This is a genomic window from Catenibacillus scindens (assembly GCF_014202115.1).
Taxonomy (GTDB): domain Bacteria; phylum Bacillota; class Clostridia; order Lachnospirales; family Lachnospiraceae; genus Catenibacillus; species Catenibacillus scindens.
In genome coordinates this window covers 146,559-162,492 of sequence record NZ_JACHFW010000005.1, presented here as the reverse complement: position 1 = coordinate 162,492, position 15,934 = coordinate 146,559, and the positions used below count along the sequence as shown (strand labels likewise).

The 15,934-nt window shown below is 47.3% G+C and carries 12 protein-coding genes; 11 read left to right on the top strand and 1 reads right to left on the bottom strand.

All coding sequences use genetic code 11. From position 1 onward, the window contains the following. Positions 1 to 29 precede the first annotated feature (29 nt). From HNP82_RS08215 to holA, 3 genes are read left to right on the top strand one after another with little or no spacing between them, the layout of a single operon-like run. Positions 30 to 2,561: a DNA internalization-related competence protein ComEC/Rec2 gene (locus HNP82_RS08215; protein WP_183773188.1), complete on the top strand. Its 2,532-nt coding sequence runs from the start codon at positions 30 to 32 to the stop codon at positions 2,559 to 2,561. A gap of 9 nt (positions 2,562 to 2,570) precedes the next feature. Continuing rightward, positions 2,571 to 3,041 carry a hypothetical protein gene (locus tag HNP82_RS08210; RefSeq protein WP_183773186.1) on the top strand — a complete coding sequence of 157 codons (471 nt, stop codon included), beginning with the start codon at positions 2,571 to 2,573 and terminating at the stop codon, positions 3,039 to 3,041. Positions 3,042 to 3,046: 5 nt separating this feature from the next. After that, on the top strand, positions 3,047 to 4,024 hold the full coding sequence (gene holA, locus HNP82_RS08205) for a DNA polymerase III subunit delta (protein WP_183773184.1): 978 nt from the start codon (positions 3,047 to 3,049) through the stop codon (positions 4,022 to 4,024). 124 nt (positions 4,025 to 4,148) lie between these two features. Here holA and rpsT read toward each other — a convergent pair whose 3' ends face one another. Further along, on the bottom strand, positions 4,149 to 4,412 hold the full coding sequence (gene rpsT, locus HNP82_RS08200; protein ID WP_183773182.1) for a 30S ribosomal protein S20: 264 nt from the start codon (positions 4,410 to 4,412) through the stop codon (positions 4,149 to 4,151). Positions 4,413 to 4,824: 412 nt separating this feature from the next. Between rpsT and gpr the strand changes: the two genes are divergently transcribed. The 8 genes from gpr (at position 4,825) to dnaJ (ending at position 15,863) form a co-directional block, all read left to right on the top strand. After that, positions 4,825 to 5,808 (top strand): GPR endopeptidase, encoded by a 984-nt coding sequence (gene gpr / locus HNP82_RS08195; protein WP_183773180.1) that lies wholly within the window; start codon positions 4,825 to 4,827, stop codon positions 5,806 to 5,808. A gap of 57 nt (positions 5,809 to 5,865) precedes the next feature. Continuing rightward, complete coding sequence (locus tag HNP82_RS08190) at positions 5,866 to 7,134, top strand: stage II sporulation protein P (RefSeq protein WP_243164696.1); 1,269 nt, start codon at positions 5,866 to 5,868, stop codon at positions 7,132 to 7,134. Positions 7,135 to 7,342: 208 nt separating this feature from the next. Continuing rightward, positions 7,343 to 9,154 (top strand): translation elongation factor 4, encoded by a 1,812-nt coding sequence (lepA, locus tag HNP82_RS08185; protein ID WP_183773178.1) that lies wholly within the window; start codon positions 7,343 to 7,345, stop codon positions 9,152 to 9,154. 34 nt (positions 9,155 to 9,188) lie between these two features. Next, on the top strand, positions 9,189 to 10,376 hold the full coding sequence (gene hemW, locus HNP82_RS08180; RefSeq protein ID WP_183773176.1) for a radical SAM family heme chaperone HemW: 1,188 nt from the start codon (positions 9,189 to 9,191) through the stop codon (positions 10,374 to 10,376). A 422-nt stretch (positions 10,377 to 10,798) separates the two neighbouring features. After that, entirely contained in the window at positions 10,799 to 11,836 is a 1,038-nt protein-coding gene (hrcA, locus tag HNP82_RS08175; RefSeq protein WP_183773174.1) for a heat-inducible transcriptional repressor HrcA, read from the top strand. A 14-nt stretch (positions 11,837 to 11,850) separates the two neighbouring features. Further along, positions 11,851 to 12,519 (top strand): nucleotide exchange factor GrpE, encoded by a 669-nt coding sequence (gene grpE, locus HNP82_RS08170; RefSeq protein WP_330599501.1) that lies wholly within the window; start codon positions 11,851 to 11,853, stop codon positions 12,517 to 12,519. An 88-nt stretch (positions 12,520 to 12,607) separates the two neighbouring features. Continuing rightward, positions 12,608 to 14,485 carry a molecular chaperone DnaK gene (dnaK, locus tag HNP82_RS08165; RefSeq protein ID WP_183773172.1) on the top strand — a complete coding sequence of 626 codons (1,878 nt, stop codon included), beginning with the start codon at positions 12,608 to 12,610 and terminating at the stop codon, positions 14,483 to 14,485. A 181-nt stretch (positions 14,486 to 14,666) separates the two neighbouring features. After that, positions 14,667 to 15,863: a molecular chaperone DnaJ gene (dnaJ, locus tag HNP82_RS08160; protein WP_183773171.1), complete on the top strand. Its 1,197-nt coding sequence runs from the start codon at positions 14,667 to 14,669 to the stop codon at positions 15,861 to 15,863. The last annotated feature ends 71 nt before the right edge of the window (positions 15,864 to 15,934 follow it).

Genomic DNA, 15,934 nt, shown 5'->3' with positions numbered 1-15,934 from the left:
GTAGCGGCTTTTTTTAGATAGGAGTACTTATGGTATTGCGTCCTGTATTATGGCTTGGGCTGGCTTATATTACAGGAGAGCTGCTGGCATGGGCGATCCCGGAAGTTTCGGCCGGAATGATCCTGTCCGGGGCAGTATGCCTTGGAATTTATGGCGCTTTTGGGATGACCTTTGGGAAATGGGGCAGACTGCGAAAGATAAAAGCTGCGGATTTGGCAGTTTTCGCAGTGCTGCCCTTGTTTTTTTTGTGGGGATGTTTAAACTTCTATAGCGCAATGTCCTGGGAGATGGACAGCGATGACACCCTTCGGAAAAAAATTGAAGAGGGAGAGGTGGGGACAACCTTTGTAGGGACACTGGAGCGGACGGAAGAAAAAACAAATAGCTGGTATTTTTTCATGTCCGGGTGCGAGGAGCTGAGCGAGGGTCAGATCCTTGTCTCCATTAAAAAAACAGAGCTGGACATTCCGGGAACGGATTTTACACCGGGAGATATTTTAAGTGTTTCCGGTGAACCGGAGTTGTTTGCCCCGCCTGGTAATGAGGGGGGATTTAATGAGTGGCTGTACTATCATTCCCGGAAAATCCGGGCGAGGATATGGGCTGATCAGGTCTCTGTCCTGAAAGAAAGTGCTTCCGTTTTGGAGATTGGCGCGAAAAATCTGAGATTGTGGATCAGAGATGGCTGTCAGAGATGGCTGCGGGGGAGTAGTGCCGGGATCACTTTAAGTATGGTGTGCGGAGATACATCTCTTATGGACCCGAATGTAGATCTTCTCTATCAGAAAAGCGGTATTTCCCATATTCTGGCCATCTCCGGGCTGCATATCACCTTTCTTGGTATGGGAATTTTCCAACTGCTGAGAAAACTCCGGCTGCCTGCAAAACTATGTATCCTGTCCGGGATGGGGGCCGTCATTGTTTATGGGTGGTTTACCGGGATGGCGTCCTCCACTGGCAGATCGGTGATCATGACGCTTATTTCTCTGGGGGCCCGATGGACTGGACGGACCTGTGACCGAAAAACAGCGCTGGTCCTGGCAGCGCTTATCCTTCTTGTCCCGTCGCCCCTGATGATTACCCAGCCGGGATTTTTGCTGTCATTCGCGGCGGTGGGCTGTTTGATGCTGTGTCCGGAAGAACAGGGCAGTGGCCCTTTACCTCAGGATAAGGATAATTCCGGGACCAAAAGATCCGGGGCAAAAAAAAGATGGCTGTGGGATGGGCAGAGGGTTCTGGATTTTTTGAAAAATCACATGATTTCCCCCATATATGTGACGGCGGGAATGTTTCCTGTGCTTTCCGGATGTTTTTATGAGATTTCCATGTATAGTCTGATCATTAATCTGGCGGTGATCCCTCTCATGAATTTTGTCTATCCGGCCATGCTTGTAGCAGCTCTGACTGCGCCCCTGGCGGGCCATGCCGGATTTTTTCTCTACAGATTTATTGAGGGAATCCTCGGATTTTATGAGGCTTTGTGCCGGCTGAGTTTAAAACTGCCCGGAGCTGCAATGATTACCGGTCAGATGTCTGTGCCGGCCATCTGTCTTCTTTATGGGATTTTCGGCGCAGGAGCAGTCTTCCACCACAGGGCGCGTCCGGCGGGGGCCAGAAAAAAGCCGGTCTTTTTGGCAGCCGCCTTATGCTCACTTTTATGCGGCATATGCCTGCTCCTTGCACCCCAAAGGCCGCAGCATATGACAGTGACCATGGTGGATGTGGGGCAGGGAGACTGTTTTTTGCTTCAGACTCCTGACGGGAAAAATATTCTCGTAGACGGAGGAAGCAGCGATGAGAAAAATGTGGGGAAATATACCATTATTCCTTTTCTCAAGGCCAGAGGCGTGAGGTCGCTGGACGCGGTATTTCTCTCCCACATGGATGAAGATCATATTTGTGGCGTGGAAGAGATTCTCTCCTCGTCTGTGTGGCCGTCTTCCTGGGGCGGTGACCTAAGGATTCCCGGAAGTGTTGAGATAAAAAATATTATTGTATCCCGGACGGCCCAAAATGATGACGGCTATGAAAAATTGCGCCGCCTCTGTGATCCCTGGAAAACTGTATGCGCTGCTGCCAGTGCGGGGGAGGAACTGTCCTTTGGCGATGTTAAAATCCGGGTTTTGTGGCCAGGAGAAGAGATGTCGGACTTTGCGGGGGACAAAAACGATTTAAGTCTTGTTCTCCACATTTTCTATGGAGCCTTTGACATGCTCTTTACAGGGGATATAGGAGCTTCTGTGGAGAGTGGGATAGTCGGTCAGATGGAAGCCTGGGGGATAAGCGGCTGTGATGTTTTGAAAGTGGCTCATCATGGTTCTAAAAACAGTACGGAGGATTACTTTTTATCGCACGTCCGGCCTAAGATCGCCCTGATTTCCTGCGGCAGGGATAATTTCTACGGTCATCCCCACGAAGAACTTTTAAGGCGGCTGGAAATGGCTAAATGTAAGACATACGTTACATCCTGGGATGGGGAACTGATCATAGAAACTGACGGAAAGTATATAAAAACTGTTGTCTGGGGGCAGGGGGACCGGTATAATAGGAAAAGGAGGTAGATCATCATTATGAAATATAAATCAGTCAACGATCTGAAGACGATAGCTTTAAAGGATGCCCGGCTGACTTTGGCCGTCATGTCTTCAGATCAGCTTCGGCTTAACGTTGAGGGTCCGGTAATCCGTGGAGATAACCCTAATAATAACCGATATGAGGATATGTACTGTGTTTTAATGGAGCTTCTTTTCGACCAGGTGGATGTGAAGGGGTTTGTTCTCCAAGGATATAAATATTATGATGCCGATGGGAAACTTCTTGAGACGGTGCCGGACCGCCCGCTGACCCCGCAGGAGCAGAGAGACGCCCTTCTTTTCAATGACAATGCCTGGGTGTTTTCTCTGGATCAAAATGAAGACGGAATTTGGAGACTTGTCTATGATCTGGAGGAAGAGGGGACGGTTAATACTTATGAGATCCGCTTTACCTTTAAGGACTGCATTGCTTCCTGGGATCGTTTCAGTGGGCCGGTGGAAGGATAGAGATTATGCGCACGTTAAATGAACATATAAAAAATCGCACTTTTAAAAATGTATATTTGATTTACGGTCCGGAAGATTATCTGAGGCGCCAGTACAGAGATAAACTCAAAGACGCTGTCCTTCCTGAAGGGGATACGGTCAATTACAATTACTATGAAGGCAAAGGGACTAATGTGGATGAGGTGATTGAGCTGGCCCAGACCATGCCTTTTTTCGCCCCGCACCGGCTGATCATTATGGAAAATACCGGGTTTTTTGCAACATCAAGCGATAAGATGGCCGCCTTTGTCAAGTCCATACCTGAGACGACTATTCTTGTTTTTGTGGAGGAAAATGTGGATCGCCGGAATAAACTTTTTAAGGCGGTCACTCAGACCGGCTACGGGGCCAATATGGAAAGCCCTTCTCAGGATACCTTGGTGCAGTGGATCGGCGGAATCCTCAAGCAGAATGGACGAAAAATTACAAAAAATGATGTGATCACATTTTTGTCCCTGGTATCTTTGGATATGGAAAATATTCGCCAGGAGCTGGAAAAGCTCGTATGTTACACCATGGGAAGGGATGTGGTGACAGAGGCGGATATAAAAGCCGTATGCAGTGTACACACAGAAAGCAGGATTTTTGACATGATTGGTGCTGTAGCGGGGAAAAATAAACGCCAGGCGCTGGCATTGTATAATGATCTTCAGACACTGCGGGAGCCGCCTCTGCGTATTCTCTATCTGATGAGCCGCCAGTTTAACACTCTCCTCCAGATTCGGGAACTGTCCGGACAGGGATTTCCCAATCATATTATCGCCCAGAGGACAGGGATGAAAGAATTTGTGGTGAAGAAAAATTCCGGGCTGGCGAGACGCTTTTCTGTGGAGGAACTGCGCCAGGCTGTAGAATTTTGCGCTCAGATGGAGGAAGATGTTAAGACCGGAAAACTTCCAGATCAGATCGCCGTCGAGCTGGTGATTTATAAATATACGGCGTAGAGAAATGGCAGGAGAAAATTCTTTTCATCTGACGTAAAACACAAAAAAAGGTTCCAGGCTGAGGGTTTCCTGGAACCTTTTTTTGCATCAGTCTTCCTGTTTTAGAAAAGAAGGCTGCTATTGATTACGCAAGCTTATTTACAGCAAGATTGAGACGGCTGATCTTTCTGGAAGCTGTATTTTTATGATATACACCTTTGCTTGCAGCTTTGTCGATAGCACTTGTAGCGGCAAGAAGAGCTGTCTTTGCTGCATCCGCATCTTTAGCGGCGATAGCGGCGTCTACCTTCTTGATAGCTGTCTTAACGCTGGATTTGATAGATTTGTTGCGAGCTGCCTTTGTCTGGTTTACTAAAATTCTTTTCTTTGCTGATTTAATATTAGCCATACTTTTTTTCTGACCTCCAACTATGATTTGATCTCTCTGTTATAATGGCGGAGCCTAAAGGTTTAGCTCCATGGGTATGATAAAACGGTAACGCATCAGTCATTCTCTATGACTGGGGTTACATAAATTGTTGGTTTTCGTATGCGGACACGGACACGGACGTTCACGAAAACACACTGCTATAATAATATTAAATATTCTTAAAAATGTCAATACATAATTTTTACGGCTGGTGGAAAAATGTTATAAAACCGTTACTATGTCACAGCCGATTTGATGCAGGAACCTCCAGCAAATGAGCAATCATAGCTGCGGAAGCTGCGGTAAAGCCTGAAAAGCAGGCCGGGTTGCCAATACGGCGTGGAGGGACTGTGAATCGTAACAGAAAAAGCAGAAAGAAAGGATTGCTGTTATGCGGGAAGGATCAGCATATATACGGACAGACCTTGCCATTGAATCTGCCCAGGATTTTTCCAGAGGCGGGCAGTCTCTGGAAGGTGTATCTGTCCGGGAAAGGGATGTGGAGAATGGGGAAATACACATTACCCATGTTCATATAAAAGATGAGACCGGTGCCAGAAAACTTCAGAAACCAGTAGGAAGGTACATTACTCTGGAGACTCCCTATCTGGCCAAAGAGGACCGGTCGTACCACCAGGAGATCACCTCGGCTCTCATGGAGGAGCTGAGACATTTGATTCCGGATATAAACACTAAAAAGATTCTTGTTGTAGGTATTGGAAACCGGGAGATTACGCCGGACGCCCTTGGTCCTATGGTTGTGGATCATTTATTTATTACAAGACATCTTGTCCGGGAATACGGGGAAAACTCCAAGGTGACCAGGGGGCTTGGCACAGTCAGCGCTATTGCACCGGGGGTGATGGCTCAGACTGGAATGGAGGGCAGGGAAGTGATCTGCGGGATCATCCATGAGACTCATCCTGATGTAGCGATTATTATTGACGCCCTGGCAGCCCGCAGTGTGAGCCGGTTAAATACAACTATCCAACTGACAGATGCGGGGATCAGTCCTGGTTCCGGCGTTGGCAACCACAGACACGGACTGAACCGGGAGTCACTGGGAATTCCGGTAGTAGCCATCGGCATTCCGACAGTCATTGACGCGGCCACCATTGTCAACGATACGATGAACTCGCTCATGGAGGCCCTGGAACAGAGGGGAGTATATCAGGATGTTTATGATGCTGTACGTTCTTTCGACCATCAGGAAAAATATTTGCTCATGAGGGAATTGATGGCGCCGGAAGTGGCCAATATGTTTGTTACACCCAAAGATATTGATGAGACCATTGGCAGGATCAGTTATACCATATCCGAGGCGATTAACTCTATATGTCATCCTATAGAAGGTGACATATCCTGTCCGTCATAGAATATAATGTACTGTGCCGTCTTGGCAGAATGCCGGAAAATGGTATAGGTGACGGAGATGGGAAGTGATGTGTTGCGGCAAAAAAAGAAGATCCTGCTGCTGGCGGCTGTAGCTGGCGGGATGGCTGTGTTATTACAGGGATGGCGTGATGGCGGCCAAGGGGCAGACTTTGCGCTGTATAGAGAGAAGATCATAGAAATTGCAGGCGGCACACTGTTTCCCGCAGCTTCCTATGAGGAAGGAAGTTTGGACTGGGCCGGTAATCTCGCCGATAAGATCACCCGTATGGCCGGTCATATATTTTTTCCTGTTCAGGATTATGACCTGGATTATGAGAAATCCCAGGATCTTTATACCGCAGACGAATATTATCCACCGAAGGATGAGCTGGAGGCTATGGCCCGAAATACCGGTGATTTTGACAATGAAGAGGACTTTGGGCAGAATATGGATCAGACTCAGGCCCGGAATGATGACCAGGATCAGGACGGAACCAAAGCCCAGGGGGATGACGAGTCCCTGATCCCGGCGGTGGCCACGCCGGCCAACGGGGTTATTTATTCCAGACAGTCACTTTATGACTATAATTTTCTTATGAACAATTTTTATATTACCGATTCATCTACATCTTCTGATGCCAGCCTTATTAATGGAGAAACTCTTTTAAACCGTGATCTAACACTGGACCTCACCGGCGATGATCCGGTTATTCTCATTTACCATACACATTCTCAGGAAAAATTTGCGGACAGCCGTGACGGCTATGTGGAAGATACCGTGGTGGGGCTGGGAAATACGTTGACCTCCATTCTTCAGGAAAAATATAAGATCAGCGTCTATCACGATACAGGTGTCTATGATATGATTGATGGAGTAGAAGACCGGAATGAAGCTTACTCCCTGGCTCAGGAAGCGATTACTTCTATATTGGCCCAAAATCCGTCTATTAAAGTGGTGATTGATCTTCACCGGGACGGAGTTGCCCAGGACACCCATCTGGTAACAGAGGTCAACAAAAAACCTACGGCCCAGATCATGTTTTTTAACGGTCTGTGCCGCAATGCCAATAATGATACCGCCGGGTATCTTCAAAATCCCTATCTTACCGATAATCTGGCCTTCAGTCTTCAAATGCAGTTAAAGGCTGCGGAAAAATATCCGGGATTTACCCGGCGCATATACCTTAGAGATTACCGGTATAATATGCATTTGTGTCCGAGATCATTGCTGGTTGAGTGCGGCGCTCAGACAAATACCGTAGAGGAAGCGCAAAATGCCATGGAACCTCTGGCGGATTTATTGTACTGTGTATTGTCCGGTCAGTAAATTTATGATATAATAACGTGAAAAACTGATGTAAAAAAGACAGTGCCAGAACAGGGGCGGCCAGGCTCGCAAAGCTGTTTTGACACTGATTTTATGTACTGATGCCAGGGCGCGAAGGTGCGATAGCAGGTCGCGGCTGTGGTATCATGAGGTCTAATTTTAATTTGACCTCAACATCTTTACGTGGAAGAAAGTAGGAGGAATTTACGTGAGTGTAGACCAGAGCAGAATACGGAATTTTTGTATTATTGCCCATATTGATCATGGTAAATCCACGCTGGCGGACCGTATTATCGAAAAAACCGGACTGCTTACCAGCCGTGAGATGCAGAATCAGGTGCTGGATAATATGGATCTGGAACGTGAAAGAGGCATTACAATTAAAGCTCAGGCAGTCCGCATTGTCTATAAGGCAAAGGACGGCGAGGAATATATTTTTAATCTTATTGATACACCGGGACATGTGGATTTTAACTATGAGGTATCCCGGAGCCTGGCGGCCTGCGATGGCGCTATCCTTGTGGTTGATGCGGCCCAGGGGATCGAGGCTCAGACATTGGCCAACGTTTACCTGGCCCTGGATCACGATCTTGAGATTATGCCGGTGATCAACAAGATCGACTTGCCAAGCGCGGATCCGGACCGGGTTGTGGCGGAGATTGAGGACGTCATCGGCCTTGAGGCTCACGACGCTCCAAGAATTTCAGCAAAGACCGGGGAAAATGTGGATCAGGTCCTTGAGCAGATTATCACAAAGATCCCGGCACCAACTGGAGATGTCAATGCGCCCCTGCAGGCTTTGATCTTTGATGCGGTTTATGATCCCTATAAAGGCGTTATTGTATTTTTCCGGGTAAAAGAAGGTCGTATTGCCAAAGGTACTCCGGTGAAGATGATGGCTACCGGCGCTTCCTTCGAAGTGGTGGAAGTCGGATATTTTGGTCCGGGACAGTTTATCCCCTGCGATGAGCTGACTGCCGGCATGGTAGGATACATGACTGCCAGCATTAAAAATCTGAAAGACACCCATGTGGGCGATACGATTACCAATTTGGAGAACCCCTGCAAAGAGCCTCTGCCCGGCTACAAGAAAGTCAATCCCATGGTATATTGCGGCATGTATCCGGCGGACGGGGCCAAGTACGGCGATTTAAGGGACGCCCTTGAAAAACTTCAACTCAATGACGCCTCCCTCCAATTTGAGGCAGAGACCAGTGTAGCCCTTGGATTTGGTTTCCGCTGCGGCTTTCTCGGACTTCTACACCTGGAGATTATCCAGGAGCGTCTGGAACGGGAGTTCAACCTGGATTTGGTGACAACGGCGCCGTCGGTTATTTATAAAGTCCATAAGACCAACGGGGAAGTTCTTGAACTGACCAATCCTTCCAACCTGCCGGATCCTTCCGAAATTGAATATATGGAGGAACCTGTTGTGTCGGCAGAGATCATGGTGACTACAGAATTTATCGGCCCCATTATGGACTTGTGCCAGGAACGGCGGGGCGTTTATCAGGGAATGGAATATATGGAGACGACACGGGCGCTGCTAAAATATGTCCTTCCCTTAAATGAAATTATCTACGACTTTTTTGACGCTCTGAAATCTCGCTCCAGAGGTTATGCTTCTTTTGACTATGAGATGAAAGGGTATCAGAGATCACCTTTGGTGAAGCTGGATATTCTTGTCAACAGGGAGGAAGTGGACGCTCTGTCCTTTATTGTCTTTGAAGGGTCTGCCTATGAGCGGGGAAGAAAAATGTGTGAAAAGCTTAAAGAGGAAATTCCGAGACAGCTTTTTGAAATCCCTATCCAGGCGGCCATCGGAAGTAAGATCATTGCCAGGGAGACAGTGAAAGCTCTGCGCAAGGATGTGCTGGCCAAGTGTTATGGCGGCGATATCAGCCGTAAGAGAAAGCTTCTGGAAAAGCAGAAAGAAGGAAAGAAGCGGATGCGCCAGATAGGAAATGTGGAGATTCCCCAGAAAGCCTTTATGAGCGTTCTCAAGCTGGACGATAAGTAAAATAGATGTATGATCAAGACGGTGTTGTAATCTTATGGAAAAACTGGAACTTTATATCCACTATCCTTTTTGCGTAAAAAAATGCCGATACTGCGATTTTTTATCCGGACCATCGGATGAAAAGAGCAGACATTTATATATAGAAGCTTTGTGCCGGGAAATCGCCTTTTTGGCGCCTCTGTACAGGGATTGGGTTGTGGACACGGTGTTTATGGGCGGAGGAACCCCGTCGCTTATGTCTGCAGATGAGCTGGCACAGGTGATGGAACAGCTCCGGACATTTTTCAGGCTGGCTTCGGACTGTGAGATCACGATGGAGGCCAATCCGGGAACGTTAGATAGCGGGAAAGCCAAAGCTATAGCCCGTTTGGGAATCAATCGGCTGAGCCTGGGACTTCAGTCTGCCCAGGAAAAGGAGCTGGTCTGTCTTGGCCGGATACATACTTTTGAAGATTTCCTGGAAAGTTTCAGACTTGTCCGGGGGGCGGGGATTCAAAATTTAAACGTGGATCTTATGTCCGGTCTGCCTGGACAGACTTTAGAGTCCTGGGAAGATACTCTGGAAAAGGTTTTAAACTTAGGGCCGGAACATATTTCCGCCTATAGCCTGATTATTGAGGAGAACACCCCTTTTTATGAGCTTTATGGCAGGGCAGGTACCTGCCCGACAATACCCCTGCCTGATGAGGACACGGAAAGGCAGATGTATGCCAGAACCGGGAAGATGCTGGCAGACCGGGGCTATGGCCGCTATGAAATTTCCAATTACGCCAAAAAAGGTTATGAGTGTCGCCATAACGTAGGTTACTGGCGGAGACGGGACTATCTTGGCCTGGGACTTGGCGCTGCCAGTCTTTCATTTGGCAGACGTTTTGAAAATACGGCGGATCTGGAAAAATATATGGATATTTTTTCAAAAGAGCCCTCCCGACCCTGCGATCTTTCCGCTGGGGCCTTTGACCTTAGCCATGAAAATATCCATCATCTGACACGTCAGGAGGCTATGGAGGAATTTATGTTTCTCGGACTGCGCATGTGTGAAGGAGTAAATGCCAATACCTTTCGGGATACTTTTGGCCTTTCGATGATGGATGTTTTTGGCGGCCCTGTGAGAAAACATTGTCAGGAAGGTCTTCTTAATTATATAGAAGAAACAGGACAGCTTTATCTGACCGAAAGAGGTATTGACCTTTCCAACTATGTTCTGTGTGATTTTGTCTGAATCAAAGATGCCCTGGTAAACTGCAGCAAAAGCCAGATTTGTGCCATATAGCACAGACCTGGCTTTTGCTGCAGTTTAAGCCCGCGCTGCATCTGCTGGCTTACTATTCACAGTCCCCTCCACACTGCATTCGCAATCCCGCCTGCTTTGCAGGCTTTACCGCTGCTGCCGCAGCTTAGGATTGCTCATTTGGTGGAGGTTCCTGCTTCGCAGTCCGATTTGAAACAGATACCCATCTTCTTACGAGCAAGCTCGATGAATCTGTGTATCTGCTTCAAATGGACTGTGAATAGTAACACTTTTTTGAAAATTATTTTCAAAGACCTATTGACAAAAGGGGAATATAGTGATATTTTATGTACATAAGGTATTAGCACTCTACCTTATCGAGTGCTAATAACCAGGCTGAAAGGAGTGATTCTGTGGATTTGGATGAAAGAAAAACCAAGATTTTAAATGCCATCATCCAGACGTACCTGGATACAGGTGAGCCTGTGGGATCGAGAACCATTTCAAAATTCACGGATCTCAATTTAAGTTCAGCGACGATCCGAAACGAGATGGCAGATCTGGAAGAGATGGGATTTATTTTGCAGCCCCATACATCTGCGGGACGTATCCCTTCGGATAAAGGTTACCGATTTTATGTGGATAACATGATGAAGGATAAGATCGCCCAGGTAGATGAGATGAAGGAACTGATGATCGAGAAGGCGGATAAGGTAGATCAACTGCTCAAGCAGGTGGCAAAGCTGCTGGCGGTGAACACCAATTACGCTTCGCTGATCACAACTCCCCAGTATAAGCGCAATAAGCTTCGCTTTATTCAATTGTCAAAAGTTGATGAGCAGCAGATCCTTGTCGTTATTATGATCGACAGCAGCATTATTAAAAACCGGCTGATTAATACAGAGGAACCGGTAGAGCAGGAAGATGTTGTGAAGCTAAATATATTATTGAACACATTCCTTCAGGGTCTGAGTCTTCAGGAGATTAATATGGAGATGATCCAGAAGCTCAAAGTCCAGGCCCAGGGCCACAGCAAGGTGATCAGCGATGTGATTGACGCAATTGCCCAGGCTATTCAGGAGGAGGATGATGTGGAAATCTATACCAGCGGCGCCACAAACCTGTTAAGCTATCCCGAACTTGGTGACCGGGAGAAAGCAAAAGAGCTGATGTCCACATTTGAGGAGAAGCAGGCTCTTGTAGATCTCATTGAGGAGAATCTGGAGAGTGATGATCAGGGAGATCACAGGATTCAGGTTTATATTGGTTCAGAATCCCAGGTAAAAACCATGAAGGATTGCAGTATTGTTACTGCCACCTATGAATTGGAAGAGGGTGTTCAGGGCACCATTGGTATTGTGGGACCGAAACGTATGGATTATCAAAAGGTTGTCGGCAACCTTCAGACGATGATGAACCAACTGGATACTATTTTTAAGAAGAATAAATAAAAGAGGTGAATGCAGTGGCAGATTTAGATAGAGAAGAAGAATTTATGGAAGAAACTCAGAAAAATGACAATGGGGATATTGCCCAGGAGGAAAAACTGTCGCCGGAAGAAACTGAGGGTGAGACAACGGAGGAAGTATCCGGGAAAGATGATTCTCAGGATGAGGATGCCGATGTCGATACTGACCAGGAGGACGGCGATGGCAAAAAGAAGAGCCGCTTCTTCGGAAAGAAAGAGAAGAAGAAAGATAAGAAGGATCAGCAGATCGAAGACCTCACTGACCGTCTTATGCGTCAGATGGCTGAGTTTGATAATTTCCGGAAACGTACCGAGAAAGAGAAAGCTCAGATGTTTGACAGCGGAGCCAGCGACATTCTTGAAAAGATCCTTCCGGTCATTGACGATATGGAGAGAGGTCTTCAGGCTTTAAGCGATGAAGAGAAAGAAAATTCCTTTGCCAAAGGCATGGAGATGATCTACAAAAAATTGATGGGCATTTTGGAAAACGCCGGCGTTGAGCCTATTGACGCTGCCGGCAAGGAGTTTGACCCCAATTTTCATAATGCGGTTATGCAAAGTCCGAGTGAAGAGTATGAATCCGGCTATGTGGTTTCAGAACTTCAGAAAGGCTATATGTATAAAGATAAAGTGCTTCGGCACAGTATGGTAATTGTTGCAGAATAATGTGAGCGGTTTTTTGTTTCCCCCAGGCCATGGCACTGAGGGCGGATGACCGCCGGAATGTTTGAAATATATACAGGAGGAATTGATTATGAGTAAAATTATTGGTATTGACTTAGGTACAACAAATTCATGTGTCGCTGTTATGGAAGGTGGTAAGCCAGTAGTTATCGCAAATACAGAAGGCGCGAGAACAACACCCAGTGTTGTAGCCTTCACAAAAACGGGAGAGCGTCTCGTAGGTGAGCCGGCAAAACGTCAGGCCGTAACTAACGCGGACAACACTATTTCATCTATTAAACGTCACATGGGCACAGATTACAGAGTAGAGATTGACGGAAAGAAGTATTCTCCCCAGGAAATTTCCGCAATGATCCTCCAGAAATTGAAAGGTGACGCTGAGAGCTACCTTGGCGAGAAAGTAACCGAAGCTGTGATCACTGTACCGGCTTACTTTAACGATGCACAGAGACAGGCAACAAAAGATGCCGGTAAGATTGCCGGCCTTGAAGTAAAACGTATTATCAATGAGCCTACAGCCGCAGCTTTGGCTTATGGCCTTGACAATGAAAAAGAACAGAAGATTATGGTATACGACCTTGGCGGCGGTACATTCGATGTTTCCGTTATTGAGATCGGCGACGGCGTTATCGAGGTACTGGCTACAAGCGGTGATAATCACCTTGGCGGCGATGACTTCGATGAGAAGGTTACACGCTACATGCTGGATGAGTTTAAGAGAACAGAAGGCGTAGACCTGTCCGGTGACAAGATGGCTATGCAGAGACTTCGTGAAGCTGCTGAAAAAGCTAAGAAAGAACTTTCCAGCGCAGCTACAACAAACATTAACCTTCCGTTCATCACAGCAACCGCTGAAGGCCCGAAACATTTTGACATGAACCTGACACGGGCTAAGTTCGATGAACTGACCCATGATCTTGTTGAGAGAACCGTTATCCCTGTTCAGAACGCGTTAAGAGACGCAGGTATTACAGCAGCCGAGCTTGGCAAGGTACTTCTTGTCGGCGGTTCCACACGTATCCCTGCAGTTCAGGATAAAGTAAGACAGCTTACAGGTCATGAGCCAAGCAAGAATCTTAATCCGGATGAGTGCGTAGCTATCGGTGCCGCTATTCAGGGCGGTAAGCTTGCAGGCGATGCCGGTGCCGGTGACATCCTTCTTCTGGACGTAACACCTCTGACACTGTCTATCGAGACTATGGGAGGTATTGCTACACACCTGATCGAGAGAAATACAACGATTCCTACAAGAAAGAGCCAGATCTTCTCCACAGCGGCAGATAATCAGACAGCCGTTGATATCAACGTTGTACAGGGCGAGCGTCAGTTCGCCAGAGATAACAAGAGCCTTGGCCAGTTCCGTCTGGATGGTATCGCTCCTGCAAGACGGGGCGTTCCTCAGATCGAGGTTACCTTTGATATCGACGCCAACGGTATTGTAAACGTATCCGCCAAAGACCTTGGTACAGGCAGAGAGCAGCATATCACTATCACCGCAGGCTCCAATATGTCTGAGGATGAGATCAATAAGGCTGTTCAGGAAGCTAAATCTTACGAAGCTCAGGATAAGAGACGTAAAGAAGGCGTTGAGGCAAGAAACGAAGCGGATAGCATGGTATTCCAGACCGAGAACGCTCTTAAAGAAGTCGGCGACAAAGTCAGCGCTGATGATAAAGCCAAAGTTCAGGCTGAAATTGACAGCTTGAAGAAACTCCTTGAGGAGACAGCCAACATTGAAGAACTGACAGATACGCAGATCAATGATCTGAAAGCCGGAAAGCAGAGACTGATGGATGCCGCTCAGGGCGTATTTACAAAGATGTATGAAGCTGCCGGAGCCAATGCCCAGGGCAATGCCGGACCAAATCCGGGAGCCGGTTCTGCAGATAATGGATCTTCTTACCAGAACAACGATGATGTTGTTGACGCGGATTACAAAGAAGTATAAAATGATACAGGCGCCAAAAGTTTATGGAGCTGCGTCCGTGCAGGCATTACTTTGAAACGCGCAAAACATCAAAAAGGATACGGTCTGTCACAGTTGTGGCAGACCGCATCTTACTGTAAGTAGCTCGTGTCATCCGCGTTAAATTTAATACGGATGACACTCGTATGAATGGAGATAAGTTATGGCAGAGACAAAGAGAGATTATTATGAAGTCCTGGGTGTGTCCAAAACGGCCACCGAGGCTGAATTGAAAAAAGCTTATCGTCAGCTTGCCAAAAAGTATCATCCGGATATTAATCCAGGGGACAAAGAGGCGGAGGCCAAGTTTAAAGAAGCATCGGAAGCCTACGCTGTTTTAAGTGATCCGGAAAAGCGCCGTCAGTATGACCAGTTTGGCCACGCTGCTTTTGAACAGGGCGGAGGCACCGGCGGTTTCGGCGGCTTTGGCGGTTTCGATTTTGGCGGCGACATGGGCGATATTTTTGGCGATATTTTTGGCGATCTGTTTGGCGGCGGACGCAGCCGCAGGGCTTATAACGGCCCTATGCAGGGCGCCAATGTAAAGATTAATATGCGGATTTCCTTTATGGAAGCCGTTTTTGGCGTGGATAAGCGTATCGAGATCAACCTGAAGGATGAATGCCCTCACTGCCATGGCAGTGGCGCCAAGCCTGGGACGCAGCCTGAAACATGTCCGAAATGCGGCGGTAAAGGCCAGGTGGTTTATACCCAGCAGTCTCTTTTCGGAACTGTTCGCAATGTCCAGACGTGTCCGGACTGCCACGGAACAGGAAAGATTGTCCGTGAAAAATGTACAGACTGCGGCGGTACCGGGTATGTGAAAAATAAAAAGACCATTGAAATCCCAATTCCGGCAGGTATTGACTCCGGGCAGAGTGTGCGTATCCGGGGGAAAGGCGAACCGGGAACTAACGGAGGTCCGAGAGGTGATCTTCTTGTAGGTATTACAGTGGACCGTCATCCGGTATTCCAGCGTCAGAATAATGATATTTATTCCACAGTGCCTATCAGCTTTGCCCAGGCGGCTTTGGGAGGAGATATTACTATTCAGACAGTGGACGGAGATATTGTGGAAAATATCCGGCCCGGCACACAGACAGATACCCAGATCCGGTTAAAAGGACGGGGTGTGCCGACTATAAGGAATAAAAATATCCGCGGCGATCACTATGTAACTTTAGTCGTTCAGGTTCCCGAACGGCTGAATAATGAGCAGAAAGAACTGATCCGCCAGTTGGACGCTTCTCTGAGAGGCGAAAATCCCACCGCTTCATCTGCCGGGACTCAGGCATCAGGATCAGAACATAAAAAGAAAAAAAGCTTTATGGATAAAGTAAAAGAAGCTTTTGAAGACTGAAATGAGGGCAGTTCTCAAAATAATTTTGAGAACTGTCTGTTTTTATGTTATGATGAAAGAGTTAGAATCTA

What these genes read in the sequence shown, in the direction of transcription:
- HNP82_RS08215 (WP_183773188.1), top strand. Translation starts at nt 30, where the DNA reads ATGGTATTGCGTCCTGTATTATGGCTTGGGCTGGCTTATATTACAGGA.
- HNP82_RS08210 (WP_183773186.1), top strand. Translation starts at nt 2,571, where the DNA reads ATGAAATATAAATCAGTCAACGATCTGAAGACGATAGCTTTAAAGGAT.
- holA (WP_183773184.1), top strand. Translation starts at nt 3,047, where the DNA reads ATGCGCACGTTAAATGAACATATAAAAAATCGCACTTTTAAAAATGTA.
- rpsT (WP_183773182.1), bottom strand. Translation starts at nt 4,412, where the DNA reads ATGGCTAATATTAAATCAGCAAAGAAAAGAATTTTAGTAAACCAGACA.
- gpr (WP_183773180.1), top strand. Translation starts at nt 4,825, where the DNA reads ATGCGGGAAGGATCAGCATATATACGGACAGACCTTGCCATTGAATCT.
- HNP82_RS08190 (WP_243164696.1), top strand. Translation starts at nt 5,866, where the DNA reads ATGGGAAGTGATGTGTTGCGGCAAAAAAAGAAGATCCTGCTGCTGGCG.
- hemW (WP_183773176.1), top strand. Translation starts at nt 9,189, where the DNA reads ATGGAAAAACTGGAACTTTATATCCACTATCCTTTTTGCGTAAAAAAA.
- dnaK (WP_183773172.1), top strand. Translation starts at nt 12,608, where the DNA reads ATGAGTAAAATTATTGGTATTGACTTAGGTACAACAAATTCATGTGTC.
- dnaJ (WP_183773171.1), top strand. Translation starts at nt 14,667, where the DNA reads ATGGCAGAGACAAAGAGAGATTATTATGAAGTCCTGGGTGTGTCCAAA.